This window comes from Dietzia sp. DQ12-76 (genome assembly GCF_014145045.1).
Classification (GTDB): Bacteria; Actinomycetota; Actinomycetes; order Mycobacteriales; family Mycobacteriaceae; genus Dietzia.
In genome coordinates this window covers 1-2,575 of the sequence record NZ_JAALDV010000263.1, presented here as the reverse complement: position 1 = coordinate 2,575, position 2,575 = coordinate 1, and the positions used below count along the sequence as shown (strand labels likewise).

The following is a 2,575-nucleotide window of genomic DNA, read 5'->3' as shown; positions in this document are numbered from 1 at the left end:
TGCTCGCCGAACAGGCGCTGAAGGGGCGCCGGGCCTACGACTGGCGCGCGGCCCTCGACCGGGGCCCACACGACTGCGCCACCCGCGACCGGGCCGGAGTGAACCGCGCCCCGTGGATGTTCCCGGTGGAGGCCCACGCGCAGCTGGTGTCCGATGCCTACGCCCTTCGCCACGGGTTCACCCCGCCTCCCGCTGACGCGGGGGGTCACCGGGAGCCGCCGGCCGTGGAGGAGGTGCTCGCCGGGCTCAGGGCAGGCCGTGCGCCCACCCTGCGGGCGCGAGCGGTTTAGGGACCGGCGGCCTCGTCGTCGTACCGTGTCCTGGTGACAGGCATCGATCCGGACGACCTCGAGACCCTCCAGCGCGTCCTCGACCAGGCGGCGGCGCTCGGGGAGGACCACCCCGATTCCATCCGGGTGCAGCGCTCGGTCGGCCACATGTTCAAGTTGCTCAAGAAGTCTCGCCGCAACGAGGTCCGCCGCGCCCGGCAGGAGGCGGACAAGGCGGTCATCGAGGCCACCGCGACCGGCTCGCCCACCCGGATCGACGACGAGACGGCCGGGATCCGCCTGGTCTCGAACACTCCGGGAGCCGTGGCCGGGCACCTGCAGCGCGCGGTGGCCTGTTACGTCTGCAAGCAGCTCTACACGCAGGTCGACGCCTTCTACCACCAGCTGTGCCCGGAGTGCGCGGCGGCCAACCGCGCGAAGCGGGACCCGGACATGGACCTGACCGGGCGGCGGGCCCTGCTCACCGGGGGGCGCGCCAAGATCGGCATGTACATCGCCCTCATGCTGCTGCGGGCGGGGGCTCACGTGACCATCACGACCCGGTTCCCCCGCGACGCGGTCCGCCGGTTCGCCTCGATGCCCGACCACGCGGACTGGGCCGACAGGGTCCACGTGATCGGTGTGGACCTGCGCGATCCCGCCCAGGTCGTGGCACTGGCCGACGAGGTCGCCGCCGCCGGGCCGCTGGACATCCTCATCAACAACGCCGCCCAGACGGTGCGCCGGTCCCCCGGGTCGTACTCCGGACTCGTGGACGGCGAGTCCGCACCCCTCACCGGACGGGCCGCAGACATCCCCATGATCACCATGGGCCGCACCTCCGAGCTGCACCCGGCCGCGCTGATGGGCGGCGAGTCTGCGCTCATCGGCTCCGACGAGGCCGAACGCGAGGCCGGACACATCGCCGAGCAGGCACTCCTGGCCGGGTCGGCGTCCCTGGACCGTGTGGCCGCCGGCACCGCCATCGACGCCGGCGGGCTGCTGCCGGACGTGGTCGACCACAACAGCTGGGTGGCCACTGTCGAGCAGGTGGAGCCCATGGAGATGCTCGAGGTGCAGCTGTGCAACTCTGTCGCGCCGTTCATCCTGGTCTCCCGCCTGCGGCCCGCGCTGGCGGCGTCGGGCGCCCGGCGCAAATACGTCGTCAACGTCTCCGCCATGGAGGGGCAGTTCTCCCGGCGCTACAAGGGCGCGGGGCACCCGCACACCAACATGGCCAAGGCGGGCCTGAACATGCTCACCCGCACCTCCGCCGAGGAGATGTTCACCGAGCACGGCATCCTCATGACCGCCGTGGACACCGGGTGGATCACCGACGAGCGGCCGCACACGACCAAGGTCCGGCTCCACGAGGAGGGCTTCCACGCTCCTCTCGACCTGGTGGACGGGGCGGCGCGCGTGGTCGATCCGATCGTGCGCGGTGAGGCCGGCGAGGACCTCTACGGGTGCTTCCTCAAGGACTTCCGACCCAGCCCGTGGTGAGCGATCCGGACACCCGGCGGCCGGGACAATAGGATCGTCGGCATGGACTCACCCACCTCGGCGGCAGTGCACCTCATCCTGACCACCGAGCTCCTGCCCGCGCTGCGCGAGGTGGTGACCGAACTCGGCGGGGACGGCCCGGACACCCTGGTCCATTCGCGACCCACGGCGGTGGGGGCGGCGCACCCGACCAACTCCGCTGCCGCGACGGTCCGTCATCTCTGCGGGGTCCTCACCTCCTGGGGGGCGGCGTGCCTCGGCGGTGAAGAGGTCCGCCGACACCGGGAGTCGGAGTTCACGTACGACGGGCCGGTCGAGCCCGAACTCGACAGGCTGTCCGCACTGGCCGACCGGGTCCCGGACTGGACCACGGCGGCGCTGCTGCGGGGCGACCTCGCACATCCCGCCGGGACGGCGTTCCCGGTGGAACGGGCCCGGGCCGCCGGCACCCTGACCGTGGAGTGGGTGCTGGCGCACATCCTCCACGACGTCGCCACCCACCTCGGTCACCTTGAGGTCACCCGCGACGTCCTGCTGTCCGCCGGCCCCCGGTGACCTCCTCCCCCGGCGGGATGGACCCCGGTCGGACCGGCCGGATCCCGGTCCTGCTCGACTGCGACCCGGGGATCGACGACGCCCTGGCGATCGCCTACCTGGTGGCCGAGCACCGAGCCGGGTCGATCGACCTGGCAGGGCTCGTGTGCACGGCCGGCAACGTCGGCATCGAGGACACGGTCCGCAACGCTCTGGCCTGGCTGGACCTGGCGGGCGCTCCCCCCGTCCCCGTGTCGGCCGGGGCCGCC

At 72.7% G+C, this 2,575-nt stretch carries 3 protein-coding genes and 1 pseudogene; all 4 read left to right on the top strand.

Annotation, left to right across the window (positions count from 1 at the left end; genetic code table 11):
- Positions 1 to 290, top strand: a pseudogene (locus tag G6019_RS09720) (hypothetical protein); the annotation flags it as partial.
- A 33-nt stretch (positions 291 to 323) separates the two neighbouring features.
- Positions 324 to 1,772: an SDR family NAD(P)-dependent oxidoreductase gene (locus G6019_RS09715; RefSeq protein WP_182627496.1), complete on the top strand. Its 1,449-nt coding sequence runs from the start codon at positions 324 to 326 to the stop codon at positions 1,770 to 1,772.
- A 42-nt stretch (positions 1,773 to 1,814) separates the two neighbouring features.
- On the top strand, positions 1,815 to 2,327 hold the full coding sequence (locus G6019_RS09710; RefSeq protein ID WP_107756465.1) for a mycothiol transferase: 513 nt from the start codon (positions 1,815 to 1,817) through the stop codon (positions 2,325 to 2,327).
- A partial coding sequence (locus tag G6019_RS09705) for a nucleoside hydrolase (protein ID WP_182627495.1) occupies positions 2,324 to 2,575 on the top strand: 252 nt, incomplete at its 3' end. The genes G6019_RS09710 and G6019_RS09705, both read left to right, overlap by 4 nt.